Source organism: Nitrosopumilus sp. b2, assembly GCF_014078535.1.
In the GTDB taxonomy this organism is placed as follows: Archaea; Thermoproteota; Nitrososphaeria; order Nitrososphaerales; family Nitrosopumilaceae; genus Nitrosopumilus; species Nitrosopumilus piranensis.
The window spans coordinates 162,600-181,752 of the sequence record NZ_MU078703.1 but is presented as its reverse complement, the minus strand read 5'-3'; the positions used below and the strand labels follow the sequence as shown (position 1 = coordinate 181,752).

21 protein-coding genes are annotated in these 19,153 nt (G+C 33.4%); 15 read left to right on the top strand and 6 right to left on the bottom strand.

Going from position 1 to position 19,153, the window contains the following annotated elements:
• Window positions 1–250 precede the first annotated feature (250 nt).
• Complete coding sequence (locus C6989_RS06655) at window positions 251–625, top strand: hypothetical protein (RefSeq protein ID WP_014962859.1); 375 nt, start codon at window positions 251–253, stop codon at window positions 623–625.
• A gap of 74 nt (window positions 626–699) precedes the next feature.
• Complete coding sequence (locus tag C6989_RS06650) at window positions 700–2,142, top strand: menaquinone biosynthesis decarboxylase (protein WP_148703685.1); 1,443 nt, start codon at window positions 700–702, stop codon at window positions 2,140–2,142.
• Here C6989_RS06650 and C6989_RS06645 read toward each other — a convergent pair.
• Window positions 2,137–3,255, bottom strand: a complete 1,119-nt coding sequence (locus tag C6989_RS06645) for a radical SAM protein (protein ID WP_148703686.1) — start codon at window positions 3,253–3,255, stop codon at window positions 2,137–2,139. The genes C6989_RS06650 and C6989_RS06645 overlap by 6 nt on opposite strands.
• A 135-nt stretch (window positions 3,256–3,390) precedes the next feature.
• Between C6989_RS06645 and C6989_RS06640 the strand changes: the two genes are divergently transcribed.
• The 10 genes from C6989_RS06640 to C6989_RS06595 all read left to right on the top strand — a co-directional run bounded on the left by C6989_RS06640 (window position 3,391) and on the right by C6989_RS06595 (window position 12,941).
• On the top strand, window positions 3,391–4,173 hold the full coding sequence (locus C6989_RS06640; RefSeq protein WP_148703687.1) for a 2-amino-3,7-dideoxy-D-threo-hept-6-ulosonate synthase: 783 nt from the start codon (window positions 3,391–3,393) through the stop codon (window positions 4,171–4,173).
• Entirely contained in the window at window positions 4,166–5,227 is a 1,062-nt protein-coding gene (locus C6989_RS06635; RefSeq protein ID WP_148703688.1) for a 3-dehydroquinate synthase II domain-containing protein, read from the top strand. Before C6989_RS06640 ends, C6989_RS06635 begins: the two co-directional genes overlap by 8 nt.
• Window position 5,228: 1 nt before the next feature.
• Window positions 5,229–5,900, top strand: coding sequence for a type I 3-dehydroquinate dehydratase (aroD, locus tag C6989_RS06630; protein WP_148703689.1), 672 nt, complete (start codon window positions 5,229–5,231; stop codon window positions 5,898–5,900).
• A 50-nt stretch (window positions 5,901–5,950) separates the two neighbouring features.
• Window positions 5,951–6,772, top strand: coding sequence for a shikimate dehydrogenase (gene aroE, locus C6989_RS06625; protein ID WP_182126719.1), 822 nt, complete (start codon window positions 5,951–5,953; stop codon window positions 6,770–6,772).
• Entirely contained in the window at window positions 6,772–7,626 is an 855-nt protein-coding gene (locus tag C6989_RS06620; protein WP_148703691.1) for a shikimate kinase, read from the top strand. Before aroE ends, C6989_RS06620 begins: the two co-directional genes overlap by 1 nt.
• Complete coding sequence (gene aroA, locus C6989_RS06615; protein WP_182126718.1) at window positions 7,616–8,884, top strand: 3-phosphoshikimate 1-carboxyvinyltransferase; 1,269 nt, start codon at window positions 7,616–7,618, stop codon at window positions 8,882–8,884. The genes C6989_RS06620 and aroA overlap by 11 nt, the downstream gene beginning before the upstream one ends.
• 326 nt (window positions 8,885–9,210) lie before the next feature.
• Complete coding sequence (gene aroC / locus C6989_RS06610; RefSeq protein ID WP_182126717.1) at window positions 9,211–10,308, top strand: chorismate synthase; 1,098 nt, start codon at window positions 9,211–9,213, stop codon at window positions 10,306–10,308.
• Window positions 10,309–10,312: 4 nt separating this feature from the next.
• A complete protein-coding gene (locus C6989_RS06605; protein ID WP_182126716.1) occupies window positions 10,313–11,683 on the top strand; it encodes an aminotransferase class I/II-fold pyridoxal phosphate-dependent enzyme in 1,371 nt (456 codons plus the stop codon).
• Window positions 11,680–12,531 (top strand): prephenate dehydrogenase/arogenate dehydrogenase family protein, encoded by an 852-nt coding sequence (locus C6989_RS06600; RefSeq protein ID WP_148703694.1) that lies wholly within the window; start codon window positions 11,680–11,682, stop codon window positions 12,529–12,531. Before C6989_RS06605 ends, C6989_RS06600 begins: the two co-directional genes overlap by 4 nt.
• Window positions 12,532–12,536: 5 nt before the next feature.
• Window positions 12,537–12,941 (top strand): NUDIX domain-containing protein, encoded by a 405-nt coding sequence (locus C6989_RS06595; protein WP_148703695.1) that lies wholly within the window; start codon window positions 12,537–12,539, stop codon window positions 12,939–12,941.
• On the opposite strand, the gene thiC is transcribed toward C6989_RS06595, so the two are convergent.
• The 3 genes from thiC to C6989_RS06580 all read right to left on the bottom strand — a co-directional run bounded on the left by thiC (window position 12,924) and on the right by C6989_RS06580 (window position 14,899).
• Window positions 12,924–14,252, bottom strand: coding sequence for a phosphomethylpyrimidine synthase ThiC (gene thiC / locus C6989_RS06590; protein ID WP_182126715.1), 1,329 nt, complete (start codon window positions 14,250–14,252; stop codon window positions 12,924–12,926). The two genes, C6989_RS06595 and thiC, sit on opposite strands and share 18 nt — an antisense overlap.
• 326 nt (window positions 14,253–14,578) lie before the next feature.
• Complete coding sequence (locus tag C6989_RS10240) at window positions 14,579–14,704, bottom strand: hypothetical protein (protein ID WP_255464661.1); 126 nt, start codon at window positions 14,702–14,704, stop codon at window positions 14,579–14,581.
• Between the two features lie 3 nt (window positions 14,705–14,707).
• On the bottom strand, window positions 14,708–14,899 hold the full coding sequence (locus C6989_RS06580) for a hypothetical protein (RefSeq protein WP_148703697.1): 192 nt from the start codon (window positions 14,897–14,899) through the stop codon (window positions 14,708–14,710).
• Between the two features lie 97 nt (window positions 14,900–14,996).
• Here C6989_RS06580 and thiD point away from each other — a divergent pair, with 97 nt between their 5' ends.
• The 3 genes from thiD to C6989_RS06565 are packed head-to-tail and all read left to right on the top strand — an operon-like array spanning window position 14,997 to window position 17,498.
• Window positions 14,997–16,298, top strand: coding sequence for a bifunctional hydroxymethylpyrimidine kinase/phosphomethylpyrimidine kinase (thiD, locus tag C6989_RS06575; RefSeq protein ID WP_182126714.1), 1,302 nt, complete (start codon window positions 14,997–14,999; stop codon window positions 16,296–16,298).
• Window positions 16,299–16,353: 55 nt separating this feature from the next.
• Window positions 16,354–17,058, top strand: a complete 705-nt coding sequence (locus C6989_RS06570) for a nucleotidyltransferase family protein (protein ID WP_182126713.1) — start codon at window positions 16,354–16,356, stop codon at window positions 17,056–17,058.
• A 2-nt stretch (window positions 17,059–17,060) separates the two neighbouring features.
• Window positions 17,061–17,498, top strand: a complete 438-nt coding sequence (locus tag C6989_RS06565) for a GNAT family N-acetyltransferase (protein ID WP_182126712.1) — start codon at window positions 17,061–17,063, stop codon at window positions 17,496–17,498.
• Here C6989_RS06565 and C6989_RS06560 read toward each other — a convergent pair.
• Entirely contained in the window at window positions 17,495–17,941 is a 447-nt protein-coding gene (locus C6989_RS06560) for a hypothetical protein (protein ID WP_148703701.1), read from the bottom strand. The two genes, C6989_RS06565 and C6989_RS06560, sit on opposite strands and share 4 nt — an antisense overlap.
• Window positions 17,942–17,984: 43 nt before the next feature.
• On the bottom strand, window positions 17,985–19,001 hold the full coding sequence (locus C6989_RS06555) for a galactose-1-phosphate uridylyltransferase (protein WP_148703702.1): 1,017 nt from the start codon (window positions 18,999–19,001) through the stop codon (window positions 17,985–17,987).
• Between the last annotated feature and the right edge of the window lie 152 nt (window positions 19,002–19,153).

Below are 19,153 nucleotides of genomic sequence, written 5' to 3'. Positions count from 1 at the left end.
GTTTGGTTTCAGCTGGCTTTGCTTCAGCTGGTTTTTCTGCGGGTTTGGTTTCAGCAGGTTTAGAAAGCTGAGATGAAAGTGAGTTTAGTTTTGCTTCTAATTCGGCAATCTTGGCTTCAAGATCTTTTTTAGTTTGCTTTTTAGCAGTTGCCATTAGTCTGCATGGATAATCCGGGGTTTATGAGCATTTGGGTTATTTCCATACACAGATTTGATCAAGTTTTATAAGCACAAATTGCTTACTGATCATATGGACGACTTTGAAAAAGAATTTCCAGAATTTGACTGGAAAAATACACCTGCATACAAACACCCAGGTGGAAAAGATTGTCCATGCCCAAAACACGAGTACATCAGAGAGCAGATCAATTTTACAAAGCAGGTAAATGAAAAAGGTAAGGAACCAGCAAAAGTTACTCTCAAATTTTGCCCCGATCATTACAGAGTATACATGGATGAAGTGATCCCTGCAATGCCACTAAAGTACAAAATTCTAACAAAGATTGCACTAAAACTTGGTGCAATTCAAGTGGAGCAATTAAAGTACATGGAATCAGAATTATGCTTCTACTGCAAATTTGGTTCTGGCGGACATGACAAAAAGACAGAACTTCCACCAATGTAAAATATAGTATTTTTCAAGTGTAAATTCAAAGAAAATCTAGTTAAGCTTATACTTGAACCAGATTCAGAATTAATGTGCCAATAGAAGATATCCACGAGTTTATTTCAGAACTTGAAAGAAATGGCGAATTAAAGAGAGTAAAAACAGAAGTTGACTCGAATTTAGAGATTGCAGAAATTATGAGAAGAGAGATGTATTCAAACGGACCTGCGGTTCTTTTTGAGAATGTAAAAGATTATGATATGCCAGTTTTAGGAAATGCGTTTGGTTCTATGAAAAGATTAGAGATAGGACTTGAAATGACAGACTTTACTGAAATTGGTAAACGTATTGCAGATATGACAAAGATGGATGTGCCATCAGGTTTACTAAATAAAATAAAAAAACTTCCAGAACTCTCAAAGATGACAGCATCATTTCCAAAATCAGAATCGGATGGACCAGTAACTGAGATTACATCAACTGATGCGTCATTTGAGGATTTGCCAATTCTAAAATCTTGGCCAAATGATGCAGGACGATTTATCACATTAGGTTTAGTTGCAACAAAACATCCAGAAACAGGAGTTAGAAATCTAGGAGTATACAGAATGCAAATTGTAGACAAAACGCATGCATTAATGCATTGGCAAAAACACAAAAGAGGTGCCCACCATGGAGACATTTCAAAAGATAGAGGAGAAAAAATTCCAACTGCAATAATCATTGGTGGAGACCCTGCAACAATTTTTTCATCAATTGCTCCAGTTCCAGAAGGACTTGACAAATACTTGTTTGCAGGAATTACAAGAAAAGAAGGGATTAAGACTGTAAAATGTAAAACAATTGATTTGGATGTTCCTGCAAATGCAGAGATTGTTTTAGAGGGATATGTAGATCCAGCAGACATTAGAGATGAGGGCCCGTTTGGAGATCATACAGGATACTATACACCAGTAGAACCATACCCAACATTCACACTAACAGGAATTATGAGAAGAAAAGATCCTGTATATGTTACAACGGTAGTTGGAAAACCAATACTTGAAGACGCATATATTGGAAAAGTAATTGAGCGCTCATTTTTGCCATTAGTTCAGATGTTTCATCCAGAAGTAGTTGACTTTAGTATGCCAGCAGCAGGATGGTTCCAAGGATTTGCTATAATTTCAATTAAGAAAAGGTATCCAGGCCAAGCAAAAAAAGTGATGATGGGACTATGGGGAATGGGGCAATTATCACTAACAAAGATGTTCGTAGTAGTAGATGAAGACATCAACGTTCATGATATCAATGATGTTATTTGGGCAATCACAACCAGGGCAGATGCAGCAAGAGACACTACCATAATCAATAATGCCCCAACAGACACCCTTGATCCTGCATCACCACTTGTAAACTTGGGTTCAAAGATGGGAATTGATGCAACACAAAAAACAAAAGAAGAGGGATATGATAGAGAAATTCAGCAGCAAGTAAAAGTTGATAATAAAACAAGGAATCTAGTAGATTCTAAATGGTCTGATTATGGACTATAGTGTTGAGACAGGATTATAGAAATTATCACGTTCTTCAACAGAGTAACCAATTTGATGAATTGCATCTATGATTATTTTGTCAGTGAGTTCAGTTGAGCGTGCACCGGTACAAGAAACTACTTCTTCTCCAATCAAAGTTCCACCAAAATCATCTGCACCATACTGCAAAGCAAGTTGAGCCATACCTACACCGTTTGTCAGCCATGAGGATTGAATATGAGGGATAAGCCCATCAAAGATCAATCTAGAAATAGCAATCATCTTCAAGAGTTGAATTCCACCAGTACCATATTCTACCAAACCTTCCTCATGCATCAAAGTATTGTTTGGCTCAAAATTCCATGGAATAAATGCCATGAATCCTTTTGTTTTTTCTTGTAGTTTTACGAGTTTGAAAAAGTGATCAACAATATCTTTGTTATTTTCTACATGTCCATACATCATTGTTGCAGAAGACGGGATTCCAAGAGAATGAGATTCATCCATAATTCTAATCCAATCATCACTTGAAATTTTCTTTGGGCTAATAATTTCTTTAACAGAATCAGTCAAAATTTCAGCTCCTGCTCCAGGCATTGATTGCAGACCAGCGTCTTTGAGTCTAGATAAAATTTCCTTAGTTGATGATTTTTCAACTCTTGCAATCATATCAATTTCAGATGTAGATAGTCCATGAACACCAACTTTGGGGAACTTTTCTCTAATCATTCTAAACGCATCTTCATAGTATTCAATTTTCAGATTTGGGTTATGACCTCCTTGAATCAAAACTTGACGAATCTTGAACATGTCCCATGCAGTTTTCACTCTGGATTCAATTTGATCCAATGTTAATGTATAAGAATCATCAGCTCCAGGTGATCGGTAAAATGCACAAAACTTGCAATCAGTAATACAGACATTGGTATAATTCAAAATTATATTATTTACAAAAGATGCTTTTTTCCCAAATTGTTTTCTTGTCAAATGACCAGATACAAGTCCCATCAAATGAACATCATCAGATTCCAATAATCTGACACAATCTTCAGATCCAGGTCGTTGACCATTTAGAGAATTTTCTAAAATATCTTTAATGTCACTTTTTTGTAGTTGCTCAGTTGTCTGACTCAATTGTCTTTCATCCTTTGTAATTTCTATTTAATCCTTGATAGAAAAAGTAATTGAGGCTTTGTGCTCAAATCTTAATGAATTTGAGATTAATGGTTCACGTTATTTTTAAGTAGGGCACAAAAAGCAGATCAACTCATGGTATCTGGCAACCAAATTAGACTTAATCGTATTCTTAGGAAAGGAAGAATGTTATGCATTCCAATGGATCATGGAATTTCAAATGGTCCTATTGAGGGTCTCGAAGACCCAGCATCAACAATTTACAAATGTGAAGGACATGGCCTTACAAGTGTAATAATTAACAAAGGGATCATCAAATCACTACCAAAACCACCCAAAGTTGGAGTTTTAGTTCATTTTTCAAGCAGTACAGCATTATCATTATCACCTAATCGAAAGATGCTCACAGGTACCGTGAAAGAAGCCGTTGCACTTGGAGCAGATGGAGTTTCTTTGCACATCAACATTGGTGGAAAAGAAGAACCAGAAATGTTAGAACAATTAGGATTAACTGCAGATCAATGTCACAGATGGAATATGCCACTTTTAGCAATGATGTACCCAAGAGGTGAAAATATCAAAGACCCACATGATCCAGAAATTGTTGCACATGTTGCAAGAATTGGAGCAGAGTGTGGAGCAGATATTGTTAAGACATTATACACAGGAGACATTGATTCATTTTCAAAAGTTGTAAAGAGCACACCAGTTCCAATTGTAATTGCAGGAGGACCAAAAGCAAAAACAGATTTAGATATTCTTCAAATGACAGAAGATGCCATGACTGCTGGAGCAAAAGGTGTCACATATGGGAGAAACATCTTTGCACATAAAGCACCTGAAAAAATGGTAGAAGCACTAGCTGAAATAATTTTTAGAAAGGGTACAGCAAAGGAAGCAATGAAGAAAATTGAATAAGAACAGAGAATTAATTATTTCCCCTAAAGGCTCACAGGCACAATTATCTAAACTTCTCCCACAATTAGAAGAAGATGGAATCAAGATGGTATATCTAGATCCAAAAAAAATTGGCAAGAAAAAAACAAAACTACAAACTGTTTATCCATCAAACAATGCAAATTATGTAATTCTTGAAAAAGAAAATGCTGTAAAACCAAAGGGCAAAAAAGTTGGAAGAAAGTTCAAAGTGTTATCAAATACAGATATCGAGAACATTTTATCTATTGCAAAAAAAGGTCTAGACTTTGTAGTAGTAGAAGTTAAAGATTGGAAAATTATTCCATTGGAGAACATTATTGCAAAGCTTCACAAAATTCATACCAAAATTTTTGCAATTGCTAGAACACCTGAAGAAGTTAGAAAGATGTTCTCAATTCTAGAAGTAGGAGTAGACGGAGTAATTTTCAGCACATCATCAATTAACCAAGTTAGAGAAGCAATGGTGTATTTAGGAACAAGAAGTTTTGACATGAAACCTGCAAAAATTATTGACATTAAAGAAGTTGGTGATGGAGAAAGAGTTTGCGTAGATACAGCATCAATGCTTCACAAAGGAGAAGGGATGTTAATTGGAAGTAGATCAAACTTTTTGTTTTTAGTTCATAATGAATCAGTTGGTTCATCATTTACATCACCAAGACCATTTAGAGTCAATGCCGGAGCTGTGCATTGTTACACATTATCACCAGATGGAACTACCAACTATCTATCAGAAGTAGAAACAGGCTCAGAAGTACTAATTTTAAACTCTAAAGGTAAAGCAAGAAGAGCCACAGTAGGAAGATCAAAGATTGAAAGAAGACCTATGTTAATGATTAAAGCAAAAGCAGGTGATGAAGTAGGGGGAATAATTGCACAGGATGCAGAGACAATCCGTTTTGTAAAACCTAACGGGCAACTAGTATCAGTTACACACCTTAAGAAAGGAGATATTGTAATGGTTCATTCAAAACCTGCAACAGGCAGACATTTTGGTATGGAAGTCTCAGACGAATACATTTTAGAAAAATAAAATGAAATACAAAACATGTGTATCAGTTGCAGAGAAGACACCACAAAAAGTAAAACAGACACTAAAAACAGCTTTGAAGAAATCAGATTTTGTCGAAATACGACTGGACTTTCTAAAAATTGAACAAATCCCACAAACATTGGAATTAATCAAAAAGGATCTAAAAAAATCAGTTTGCACATTAAGACCAAAAACAGAAGGAGGTCAGTTTTCAGGAAACGAAAAAGAGCGAATTGCAACAATAAAATTAATTGCAGAATACAATCCGTTTTTACTGGATGTAGAATTTAATACTCTTAAAAAAAATTCATCACTAATCAAATATCTAAAATCAACTAAAACAAAGTTACTTGTATCCTGGCACGACTTTAAAAAAACTCCAAACTCAGCAGAATTAAAAAAGAAGATGAACCAAATGAGTAAGTTTTCAAATTTTGTGAAAATTGTCAGTACTGCAAAATCAACTGATGACTCTACTAGAATGCTCGAATTATACAGCAAGAAAGGGAAAAACAATCTAATCGCATTTGCCATGGGAGATTTTGGCAGAATTTCAAGAATTTTATGCCTATATTTGGGCAGTCCATACACATATGTCTCCCTAGGAAAAGCAGTAGCGCCAGGGCAGTTTAGTGTAGACGAAGTAAACAAAATCACAAACTTGAAAAAATAATCCATTTCATCAATTGAGAGTTTAAATCAATCATATTACTCGAAGATAACATGGGAAAGACATTTGCAGTAATTGGAGATCCAATTAATCATTCATTATCTCCAAATATTCACAGTGCAGCATTTAGAGAACTGAATCTAGATTGCTCGTACATTGCATATAGAATTCCAAAAGGAGAATTAGAAGAGGGAATAGAAAGTTTGAAAAAAATTAAAATTGATGGATTCAATGTAACCATTCCTCATAAAATTGAGATGATGAAATATTTAGATAAAATTGATGAATCATGTAGTTTGATTGGAGCAGTAAACACAGTAGTAAACAATGATGGAATACTAAAAGGATACAATACAGACATGGAAGGTTTTCTAGAACCAATAAAGAAAAAGAAGATAAACATTGCAGATTCAAATGTGCTGTTGTTGGGTGCAGGGGGAGCTGCAAGAGCAATTGTGGCAGGATTTGCAAAAGAAAAAGCAAAAAGCATTACAATAGCAAACAGAACAATTGAAAAAGCAAATGACTTGGTGGAATTTGCACAAAAGATTAGCCTGAATGCAAATTCCATAACTATTGAGCAAGTTAAAGACACTGCAAAAAATTACAACATTATTGTTAACGCAACATCAATAGGACTGCAAAATGAATCAAGCCTGATATCACTTGATGGAATTAATGACAAGACAGTGGTATATGATATTGTGTACATGCCATTGAATACCGATTTTCTAAAAAAAGCAAAAGAAAAAAACGCTATTGTTATTTTTGGATATGAGATGTTATTAGGCCAAGCAATAAGAGCATTTGAGATTTGGCACAGCATGGAAGCACCTTATAATGCCATGAAAAAAGCATTGTTAGGAGGGTTTTGATGGCAAAGGCAAAGGCAACCGTGCATGGGGCAGTTTCACTAGTAAATGCAATAGCAAATCAAAAAGGAGCCACGTTAGGAATTGATCTAAAAGTAGAGGCAACAGTTGAGACATCGCCAGGTAAAGGCATAATCATTCAATCAAAAAATAAAACACTCAGTTCACGTTTAATCAACAAGACAGTTGAAAAAATTGTTACAAAAAAAGACATGGAGCAAAACAAAATAACAATAACATTAGAATCAGAAATTCCAACAGGGTACGGATTAAAGAGTTCTAGTGCAATATCGTCTGCAGTTGCATTAGGATGCGCAAAAATTTTTAAATCAAAATTTACTGATCAGCAGATCCTACTTGCAGGAGTTGATGCATCAATTGAATCAAAGGTTAGCATTACAGGAGCATATGATGATGCGTGTTCATGCTACTATGGCGGATTTAATGTTACAGATAATGCAAAGAAAAAAAGAGTGAGTTATGAAAAAGGTCCATCAAATTTAATTGCAGTAATTTTTATTCCAAAAAATAGAAAACGGGGAAACCTAAAAAAACTCAAAGTGTTATCATCAGTTTTTGATCATGCTTGGAATTTAGCAAGAAAAGCAAACTATTGGGAAGCAATGATAATTAACGGATTAGCTACATCATCAATTCTAAGTTCAAATCCAGAAATCATACCAAGTTTAATTGAAAGAGGCTCTTTAGGAGCATCAGTTTCAGGGAATGGACCCGCAATTGCAGCAATTACAAAAAAAGAAAATGAATCTAATATCAAAAAAGCATTTTCAGCACTAGAAGGTAGTATTATAGTTTCAAAAATCAGTAACAAAAAGGCTGAAGTTCATGAAGTGTAAAGTAGAAAAGTCAAAAATTTCAGGACAGATAGTTTGTCCTCCAAACAAAAGCTATACACACAGAGCAATTTTTCTTGCATCACTTGCTGGAAATGATAGTAGGGTAGTCAATATATTATCATCAGCTGATACTGCAGCAACAATTGAGACCTGCAAAAAATTTGGTGCTGAAATAGAAACAGAAAACTCTTCAATAATTATCAAAAAACCCATAAAATTTGATAAAATTGTGCCTGAAATCAACACAGAAAACTCTGGAACAACAATCAGAATAGCCTCAGGAATTGCAAGTTTGTTTTCTGAAGAGATTACTTTGACAGGGGATGAGAGTCTCCAAAAAAGACCCATGCAGCCTCTTTTAGATGCATTATCAAGTATGGGGGCTCAATGTCAATCAACAGATGGAAAGCCACCAATCAAAATTAAAGGAAAGATTTCAGGAGGAGATGTTACAATTCCAGGAAACTTTTCTAGCCAGTTTATTTCTGCATTATTAATTAGTGCACCATTAACTGAAAATGGAATCAATCTTTCAATAAAAGACAATCTAGTTTCAAAACCATATCTTGATGCAACTATTGCAACAATGAGAAAATTTGGAGTTAGTGTGCAAACATTGATACCATATAAGAGATATAACATATCACCACAAATCTATAAAGCAACAACATTTACAGTTCCAATTGATTTCTCTAGTCTTGCATTACTTTTATCAGCAGCAGTACTCAATGGAGATAAAACAATAATCAAAGGAGATATTGGGGATTTACCACAGGGCGATGAAGTTTTCATTGACATTTTAGAACAGTTAGGAGTTACTATCAATATTGATGAAGATGAAATTAAAATTATATCACCTGAGAAATTAAAAGGTGGAAGATTTGACTTAAGTAATTCACCAGATCTTTTACCACCATTAGCAATATTGGCATTAAATTCAGAAACCCCAATTGAGATTGTCAATGTCAAACATGCAAGATTAAAAGAAACAGACAGGATTGCAATTACATCTAGGGAGTTGAAAAAACTTGGAATCAAAGTTGAAGAAAAAGAAGACGGATTAATTTTAGAATCATCTGAAAACCTTAATGGTGCAGAATTAAATTCTGAAAATGATCACAGATTATTCATGGCATTTTGTATTGCAGGAATATATGTAGGAAATTGTAGTGTTACAGATCCAGAGTCAGTTAAAGTGTCATATCCTAATTTCATTGAAGAGATGAATAGATTGGGAGCAAAAATTCAGATTCCATAATTTTTAAAAAAATCAACTAAAAGGGGTAAAAGGCGCGACCTTGGATAGGGTGAAAAGCATTCTCCACACCCTCAACGCTTTTGCGTAGATAACATGTCATTTTTCGCAAGGCCGCGCAAATTATGCAGTAAAATTTGCACGTTTTTCCATATATTATATATGTAATGATAATATTTAAGAATATATTATAATTATTTCATAAAACAGAGTTAAATTTTATAATTTATAATCACACCTAAATTTCATCTTAAAAATAATCCAAAACTACTTAAAAATTTTTGAAAATTCAGAATGAGGAATTATAAGCATCATTTAGCTTTGATAGTATGTTGCCGGGAAGTTCTATTGGTCAGCGTCTTGTGTTGACAAGTTTTGGTGAAAGTCATGGGAAATCCATTGGCGCAGTTTTAGATGGTTGTCCTGCAGGATTAGAAATTGATGAAAAAGACATTCAAAAAATGTTAGATCAAAGAAAACCAGGTCAGAATCTAATTTCAACACAAAGAAAAGAAGGCGATGTTGTAGAAATTATCTCAGGAGTGTTTAGGGGACATACAACCGGTGCTCCAATAACAATGGTAATTTGGAACAGTGATCAAAAATCAAAAGATTATGAAAATTTGAAAACAAAACTTAGGCCCGGACATTCAGATTATACGGCCATGGTAAAATATAATCAAAAAAATGATTATAGAGGAGGAGGACGATTTTCTGGAAGATTAACTGCAACACATGTGATGGGAGGAGCCATTGCAAGAAAACTTCTAAAAGTAACATTGGGAATTGAAACAAATTCGTTTACATCACAAATTGGAAAAATAAAGATGGAAAGACAATTCAATGAAAAAATGATTAATTCAATTTATAAAAATGAAGTTAGATGTCCTGAAACTAAAACAGCAAAAATGATGAGAACAAGTATTTTGGATGCACGAAAGAAAGGAGACTCGTTAGGAGGAATTATTGAATCAGTAACAACAAATGTTCCAGTAGGTTTAGGGGAACCAATTTTCAGTTCATTAGAATCAGATTTGAGTAAAGCAATATTTTCCATTCCATCTGTAAAAGGTGTAGAGTTTGGTTCAGGGTTTAGAGGATCAGAGCTTTATGGTTCAGAAAATAACGACTTGTATACAGTAAAGAGAGGCAAAATCATTACAAAAACAAATAATTCTGGAGGAATTCTAGGAGGAATTTCAAACGGCATGCCTATTACTATGAGAATCGCATTCAAACCTGCATCATCTATTTCACAAAAACAAAGTACCATAGACATTAAAACCAAAAAAGAAACTACGCTTCAAGTAAAAGGAAGACATGACCCATGTGTTGTTCCAAGGGCACCACCTGTAGTTGACTCCCTTGTAGCACTAACAATTGCAGATCATGCTCTAATTTCAGGGCAAATTAAGCCTGTTTTGTAAGAAAATGTCAGATATCAACGACCTACGAGACAAGATGGAGGAAGTAACTCTTGAAATGATAAAGTTACTAAAAACTAGAACAGATATTGCAAAAAAGATAGGAGAAGTAAAGAAAAACATAGGTAAAGTAGTAACAGATGAAACACGCGAAGAAAATCTTCGTACAAAAGTAATTTCAGTATGTCAGGAAATTGGATTAGATGAAAAAATTGCTACAAAGTTTTTGAATTTTCTACTAAACGAATCAATCAAAGTACAATCAACAAACAAACAGACACATCTTTCAATATTTCTTAAAGCAAAAGAACTGGAACAGCAGGGTAAAAAAATTATCCATATGGAGGTAGGAGAACCAGACTTTTTACCCCCAACAATTGTCAAAGATGCATTAGAAGAAGTGTATGATAAAGGATTTTTGAAATATGGGCAAGTAAGGGGAATGCCAATCTTCAGAGAGACACTAGCCAAATATGTCAATAAAAAATTCAAAACAAGCATCACACAAGAAAATATCATAGTAAGCCCAGGTGCAAGATTTTCAATATTTACAGCGATTACTACACTTCTAAATCCAGGTGACGAAATAATTGTAATTGAGCCTGCATGGCCTGCATACAAAGATTGTGCACTAAATTCAGGAATTAAGGTTAGAACAATTAATACAACATTAGAAAGTAAATGGGAGCCTTCAATAGAACAAATCCAAAAAACAATAAATCCAAATACAAAAATGATTGTCTTGAATTATCCTAATAATCCAACAGGAAAAATTCTTCCAGAAAAACTACAAGATGAGATTATTGAGATTGCTAAAAAGAATAATCTCTATGTTCTAAGTGATGAAATTTATTCAGAATATGTAAAGGAAAGCTGGAAAAGTATTTTGAGTTATAATTATGAAAAAGGTATTGTAACACAATCGTTTTCAAAATCTCACGCAATGACTGGATTTAGAATTGGATATGCAATTGCAGACCACAAAATCATTGAAAAAATGTCAAAGCTTCAAGCTTTGTGTCTAACAAATGTATCAGAACCCATCCAATACATTGCTATGAAGGCATTAGAATCAGATACATCCAACAATAATAAAACAGTTCAAAATAGATTAGATCTATTGATCCAAAAAGCAGATGAATTGAATTTAGATATCATTGTTCCAGATGGAGCGATGTATGTTTTTGCTAGAATTAACAAAGATGGTTTTGATGGAGTGCAATTTGCAAATAAAACTCTTGAAAAGGGTTTAGCAATAGCTCCTGGAGAAGGATTTGGAGATTACAAAAATTTCATAAGAATTTCTGCATGTCAAGACGAGAAGACACTAATTGAGGGAATGAATATACTAAAGGAGACCATGAGTGAATATCAATGAAGAAAGTTACAGTTATTGGAGCAGGAGGCCAAATGGGTCAATGGTTTGCAAAATATTTTGCAGATAAAGGATTTGAAGTTACAGGATTTGATTCAGAAAATAAGATTCCAGGTAAAAACATCATACAATCAGATTCATTAGTAGGTGGAATTCTGAAGGCAGATTATGTAGTGCTATGCACCCCAACAAGAAGAACTCCTGAAATCATCAGGTTGATTGCAAAAGAAATGAAAAGAGGAACATATCTAATTGAAATTTCATCTGAAAAATCTAAAGTTGTATCATCATTATCAAAAATGCCGGCAAAAATTAATCCAATTTGTATTCATCCAATGTTTGGCCCAGGTGTAAAAACAATTAAAGGCCAAAATATAATTTCAGTTCCAATTAAAGATGCAAAAAAAGAGCTTACTGTAACAAAATCATTATTTGAAGGAGCGAATTTTGTTACAATTGATGCAGTAGAACATGACAAAAAAATTGCAGTTATTTTGGGATTAACACATTTGATGAATTTAGTTTTTGCAAACATTGTTTCAAAGGACGAAAAAATGTTACTTACAGAAAAAATGTCAGGTACAACTTTCAGAGTTCAAAAAACTTTGGCAGAAAGTATTATGACAGAGTCACCAGAATTAATTGAGACCATCATTGCTAATCCAGAAATTCGTAGAGTTGCAGAAGAACTTTGGAAAGATATTGGCAGACTGCTTACTGCAGTTCAAGAATCAAAGACAGAAGAAGTAGTAAACTACATCAAAGATTGTCAGGAAAGACTAGCCAAGCATACAGACATCAATGAGTCATACAAGAAACTTACAAAGATGGTCAAAGCCGTTGAAAAATAACGGATATGCGTTCAACAAAGATAGTTACATCTTTTATCAAAAGTAATGAAAAATTACTGATTCTAAAGAGAAGTGAAGAAGTCAAAACTATGAAAGGTTTGTGGGCAGGCATTAGTGGAATCATAGAGAAAAATGAAGAGCCATTGAAAAGAGCAAAAATTGAAATTTTTGAGGAAGTTGGAATTACAGAAGATAAAATAACTTTGATCAAAGCTGCAGAAGAAATAAGAGTAAATTCACCCCAATACCAAAATCACGAATGGGAGATTTTTCCATTTTTATTTGAAGCAAAAAATCCAACTATCAAACTCAATTGGGAAAATTCTGATTTTAGATGGATTAAAGTAGATGAATTAGAAAAGTTTGAAACAGTTCCTAGCCTTCAAAAAGTATTATTCAATTTGTTGTAAATTTTCATTTTCTTTTTCATACTTTTTTTGTTGTGGCAGCATCATATAGACACATGCACCACCACACATAGTACAAGGAACATTATTGCCAGGATGCTGGCCAGTTCTACTATGAATTTTTGCTGCTTCTTCAGGATCAATTGATAATGCAAGTTGTTTTTCCCAATCCAAAGTACGACGGGCCTCAGTCATTTCCATATCCCATTTGATAGCTTTATCACGAATTTTTACAAGATCACCTGCATGCGCAGCTATTCTATATGCAATTAATCCAGCCTTTACTTCATCGGCATTAGGTAATGCAAGATGTTCTGAAGGGGTAAGATAACACAAAAGATCAACACCCTCACTTGCAGATACGGCTGCACCAATTGCACTTGCTATATGATCATGTCCAGATGCAACATCAGTCACTAACGGACCTAGAACATAATATGGAACATCACCGATTAGAGATTTTGCAAGTCTAACATTTGCTGCAACTTCATTTAATGGAACATGCCCTGGTCCTTCAACCATTACTTGCACATCTTGTTCATGTGCACGTTTAGTTAATTGTGAGATATTGATCATTTCTTGAACTTGTAATTCATCATGCGAATCCAAAATTGAGCCGGGTCTCAGGGCATCACCAAGGCTAAAAGTTACATCATATTTCTTTGCCATTTCAACAAGGTAATCATAATGAGTCAAGTAGGGATTTTCTTTGTCATGTTTTAACATCCATGCCGCAGTAATCGTACCCCCCTTACTAACTACACCACCATGTCTCTGAACCTTGAGAATCCTTTTAGCAATATCTTTTGTAATTCCACAGTGTATAGTAGTATAATCAACACCGTCTTTTGCATTATTTTCAAATGCATTTAGATAATCATCTTCAGTAAGATTCAGAGGATTTTTGTGAACCTCAACACCATAATTGTATGCCTCATAGATTGGAACAGTTCCAAAAGTTATCGGAGCAGTTTCTAGCAAAGTCTTTCTTATTTGCTTAACATCACCACCATCACTAAGATCCATCATAGTGTCAGCATGATACTTTACGGCAACCTTTGCTTTTTCAATCTCTTCTTCAAGATTTACATTTAATGTTGATGTTCCAATGTTTACATTAACTTTAGTTTTAAGGCCCTTACCAATTCCAACATTGTGAATTTTTTGTGGTCTGCAATTGTTACTTGGAATAATTATAGAGCCCTTTGCAATTTTTGAAATTAGCCATTCAAGTGAAACATCTTCATCTTTTGCAACTTGTTTCATTTCATCAGTTGCAACGCCACGTCGTGCAGCAGTCATTTGAGTTGCCATATAGTAATCTAGGCTTTTGCCTGATTTAAACAATCATAAAGTTACAGAAATTTGTTGATCGCTGGATATTTTCTGAACACTATATTAAGAAAATAGATCGTTCTTAAATGCAATTATGTGATAATGGATCCCATGAGAACTATTAGAGAATGCAGACATTGTGGAAGGGAATTTTACAGTATGAAAGATGAGTTTTGTTCTTTTGATTGTGTCACTCAATCATCATCATAAAATTAGTTCAGATTCAGTTCTTTTTCAAGAGACTGCTTTTCAAATTGTATTTTAGAAATTCTATCCAAAATAGGCATAATTATACGCTCAAGATTTTAAGAATTTACAAAATTTTGTTTTATTTCAGCAACCCTTTGAGATAATTCTAGCTCAGCTTTAATCAATTCAATATATTCACGCAGTTTTTTGTTTTCTAAATTCACATAATCTTTTTCAGGCATAATTTACCTAGGCGGACTCCAACTTTCCTCAAGAGAATCGTCATTATTTTGTGATACAAGATATTGCTTTCCACATTTGAAACATTGCCAAAGAAATTTTCCATCTTTTTTTATTTGATATTGCATTGGCAACAAACAAGTTGTGCAACGTAATTCTTCTGGAGGAGAATCATTAATAATTGGAATTTCAGTCATTAACATAAAATAAACTTCAGACTATAAAATAAATATCAAAAATTTAGAAGTTTGATTAAAAGGAAAAATAGATTAGTACTCACAATAAGAAAATAGTGTGAACATACTTTCTATTGGTGGATCTGATCCGTCATCAGGTGCAGGAATTCAAAGTGACATTACAATGTTTTCAAAATTGAATGTTCATACATTGACAGCAATAACAGCAATTACAAGTCAAAATACTTCTAGTTTTGGAATAGTTGAACCAGTATCACCAAAAATATTAAAAAAACAGTTGGAATCATTGTTTTCAGATTTTAAAATTGATGGGATCAAAATTGGAATGGTGTATAATGCAAAATTAATGAAAGTGATTTATCAACAATTAAAAAAATTAAAAATTCCTATTGTAGTTGATCCAGTAATAAAATCAACTACAGGAGGAAAACTATTAGAATTCAAATCAGTAAAAGACTTTCAAAAATACATCATCCCACTTGCCACAGTTCTTACACCAAACAAATTTGAAGCAGAGATTCTTTCAAAAATAAAAATTTCATCAAAAAATACTCCTGAAACAGTTGCTAAAACCCTTCAAAAAATGGGTGCAAAAAATGTTGTAATTACAGGAATTGAAGAAAACAACAACAAAGTATCAGACTTTGTTCTAGAAAAGAATTCAATGTATATGATTTCAGATGAAAAAATTTCAAAAATTAATCATGGTAGTGGATGTACCTATTCTGCAGCTATAGTATATTCACTTGTAAACAAAAAAAATATCAAAGAATCACTATATTTTGCAAAAAAATTTACACATAATTCAATAAAAAATGCAAAAAAGTTCGGGAGAGGAATACCAATTACAAACATAGAAAATAAAAAAAGTATCGAAGAAGAACTATCATCTGCAATAACAAAGTTTACAAAAATTAACGGAATTTACAAGAACATTCCAGAGTGTCAAACAAATTTTGTATTCTCAAAACAAAAACCAAAATCTACAAAAGATGTTTTAGGAATTTCAGGTAGAATTGTAAGGGCAGGAAAAAATGTTATTGTTGCAGGGAATTTAGAATACGGAGGTTCAAAACATGTAGCAACTGCACTCTTGGCAATGAATAAAAAATACCCCCAGATTTGCTCTGCAATTAATTTAAAATACCAAAATGAAGCCATATCAAAAATTAAAAAATCTAAATTAGTTGTTAGTAATTATGATAGAAATAAGGAACCCCAAGATGTTAAAAATAAAGGTTCAACAATCAAGTGGGGGATAAATTCTGCAATTAAAAATTCAAAAAGTTGTCCAGACATAATTTATCATAAAGGGGATTTTGGAAAAGAACCAATGATAATTGTTTTTGGAAATACTCCAAAAAATATTTTGAAAAAAATCTCAAAAATAACAAGATGAAATTTCAACATCAATTCATCCTTGAACATAAATAGTCACACATGAAATAATATTTGTGAAGGCAGTAATTTTAGCAGGAGGGTTAGGTATGAGATTACGCCCACTAACACTCAAAACTCCAAAACCAATGTTACTATTAGGTAAAAAACCAATTTTGGAGCACCTCATAGATTGGAATAAAAAAAATGGTGTAAAATCAATTGTGTTGTGTGTAAGTTATCTTCGAAAAACAATCGAAGGTTATTTTGAAGACGGTAAAAAATTTGGAGTTAAGATAGAATATGCTGTTTCAAATAAGCCATTAGCTACTGCAGGTCAACTTAAAACTGCAGAAGAATTCATTGACGATACTTTTGTTTGTGTGTACGGGGATTCAATTTTTGATTTTAGTCTTAGAAATATGATCAAACAACACAAAGCAAAGAAAGCATTTGCAACAATGAGTCTATATGAATACAAAACTAACTTGGAATATGGAGTGATTAATACTTCAAAAACAGGTAAAGTGACAAGTTGGATAGAAAAACCAGAGATTAAGGCAAACATCAACATGGGATGTTATGTAATGGAACCAGGAATTTTGAAGTACATTCCAAAAAACAAGCCATATGGTATGGATGACGTCATTAAAAAAGCGATGAATAGAAAAAAGATTGTCAATAGTTTCATTACAAAAAAAGGTTTTACTGATATTGGAAATAAAGAATCATATGAACAAGCAAATAAAGAATATGCTAAAAAATTCAGAAAGAAAGGATAGAAATGAGTACACCAATAATTAGAAAATTAAAAAAAGATGATTTGAATAAGGGATTTCTCACTACGCTTGATTCATTAAGAAAAGCAAGTGACATTGACAAAAATAAAGCAGAAGAGATTTTTAAAAAAATTGATTCAAATCCAGATTATACCATAGCAATAGCAGAAATAGATGGAAAGATAGTTGGTTCAACTACACTTTTGATTGAGCAAAAATTCATCTACAAGGGCGGACTAGTAGGCCATATTGAGGATGTGGTAGTGGATAAAAATTTTCAAGGACAAAAAATAGGAGAGAAAATCATGAGATATCTTCTTGAAATTGCAAAAAATCAAGGCTGTTACAAGACAATTTTAGATTGTACGGATGATGTAAAACCATTTTATGAAAAACTGGGATTCAAACAAGTAGCAAATGAATTAAGATATGATCATACTTAGAAGTATTCTTTTTTTGGACGAGCCTTTCTAACTTTCATTAGTCGTATTCCAAAATACATTACAGGTGCAGACAATACCATGAACAGAGGAGGCACAAGTAAAACAGTATCTGTCATGTATGAATCATTAATTTTTTCTACGAGAGTTTGACAAAATGCCATTCCAACAAGTAAAATAATTCCGTCTACTAAAAGCATCATACCTATTTTTTTAGAGCCATAGTATTTTGATAGAATGAACGCAACTGCAGCTAAAATTCCTCCAGGGGCAATGGTAATTGAAATAAACTGAAGGAGTTTTGGATTTGCAAAGTTATCTGGATTTATAGGAAGATCAGAAGTATTTGGATCATCAAACATGAAAAAATATAGTGAACTTACTACGAGAACAAATAATACAAAAAAAGCAATACTACCAAGCCCTAACCAGTATTCGAGTTGCATGGTTTATGAAAGATATTAGTCAGATAATAAACTATTCAAAAAGTTATACAATTCCAACTAGGTTTGCCAATTCTTTTCTGCATGCTGCACCAAGTTTTTCTGCAGCCTCCTCAGGAGAGATATCATTTAAGAAAATTCCATATCCCCGTTCTAATCCAGACCAGGATTTGGTGATTGGATAAATTTCAATATGCCAATGAATCTGTCTACTGTTTTTTTTCTCAGGAGAAAGATGGAATACAAGATTATAGGACACATTTTTGATAGTTTGAGACAATCCACCAAGTGTGGCCCGGAGGATCAGAGACAAATCATTGATTTCTTTTTGGGTGATTTTAGAGAAACTAGTAGTGTGTTTTTTAGGAGCAATCCAAAATTCGTATGGATATGAAGGAGACCAAGGGCAAAATGCAATAAATCCTTCAGTTTGAAGAACCTGCCTAGGGCCACTTATTTCCTCATTTACGGTTTGGCACATAGGACACACTCCTTTTTCATTTAGAATTTTGTGTGAGGCTTCTGCCTCTTCCTCAATAATTGGAGGAATTGTAGAAAAGGTCAGTATGTTAAGATGTGGATGAGGGGTGGTGCTTCCAGATAATTCACCTTGATCAGCATAAATTGAAACGTATGTGACACCTTTTTGGGTATAAAGCCATCTTAATCTATCTTGAACAACAACTAGAATGTTGGACCATTGCTCAGTATCAATTGTTGCAAAAGTATCTTTTTGATTTGGAGAGGCAACAACAATGTAATGATATCCATATGCTGGTTCACTATAAAATGGCCTATCACTGTAGGAGTTTTCAGTTTCAACAGAGACAATAGGATCCTTACTTTCAAAGACTCTGATTGACCAACCTTCAACAAACTCATCATCACTGTCTTGTAATCTTTGCAACATCCCATCTTTTGCAACAAGAGACAGAACTGAAGGGTTGGTCATAGACTCATTTCCAGGTGCAAAGGGTGATTTTTTTGAATCTTTTACTTTGTCATCTTTTTTCGAAACAATCATGAAACGCTCAGAAACATAATCTTTGCGCATATCCCCCATAATTGTAATTTGCAGTAAATGTCTGTTAAAACGTTTACTAAGATCCAAGAAGATGTGAAATAAAAAATATTTTTCAAATAAATTTTATAAAAAAATAAGAAAATACGAAATTCATCAAAAACAGTTCTGAATAGAAATTAAAAAGAAGAAAA